Source organism: Candidatus Pelagibacter communis (assembly GCF_001180105.1).
GTDB lineage: Bacteria > Pseudomonadota > Alphaproteobacteria > Pelagibacterales > Pelagibacteraceae > Pelagibacter > Pelagibacter ubique_K.
This window is the reverse complement of the sequence record NZ_CVSO01000006.1, coordinates 1-836: the sequence shown is the minus strand read 5'-3', so window position 1 is coordinate 836 and position 836 is coordinate 1. Positions and strand designations below refer to the sequence as shown.

The window sequence follows — 836 nt, the reverse complement described above, 5'->3', positions numbered from 1 at the left end:
TATGTATAAATTTTGATAATTAGTTAGTTTCATTAATGCAGCAGATCTATTTTTATATGCATTTAAAATTTTTAGTGGCCTTTCATCATTCGAAACCATTTGCAATGCTTCTTTTGATGGCGATTGGTATAGATTTGAATCTTGACTTGATGTTAAAATCAAATTTCCGTTATTATCAATCATATAAATACCATCTAGTTCACGAACTATTTTTTGCGTATTTAAAAATTGAGTAAACTTTTTTTTATTTTCATTAAAAATTTTTATATTTTTATTTAAGTCAAAAGCAACCAAAACTATATCTGACTCAATCTTGTTTCTTATTTCCTCAACATAATTTACAGCTATTTGATAAGAATTGTTTACAGCGGTCGTAATCTTTTTATCGAAATATTTTTCAAGAGCAAAGGAAAATAAAAATAAGGAAAAAACTGATATCAAAATAGATGGTATTAGTGTGAATAAAGAAAAGAAAGTTATATACTTCCTATTTGCTCTTGATCCTTCAATTACTATTTCATTTTTGATAGAATTTTTAATCTCAATAAAAATCATAGAAAAAAAAAATAATAATAATAAAATGTTTGATATTAACAAATATTGTAAATTTTCATCTGTTAGCTTAATAAAACTCTTATCTATGAAAGTTAAAAACGTTAAAAAACCAAGAAAAAGTGTAATTATAAATATTATAATAATAAAAATATTTTTTCTTATAAATTTAAGCATAATAATGTAGTACTTTAAAATTTACCATAATATATGAATAACTGTTTTATTATATTGGCTGCTGGAAAAAGTGATAGATTTATTTCCAAAACACCTAAACCATATAT

At 22.1% G+C, this 836-nt stretch carries 1 pseudogene; it reads right to left on the bottom strand.

Annotation, left to right across the window (positions count from 1 at the left end):
* Positions 1-729: pseudogene (locus AMN84_RS01370) on the bottom strand (two-component sensor histidine kinase); the annotation flags it as partial.
* Positions 730-836 lie beyond the last annotated feature (107 nt).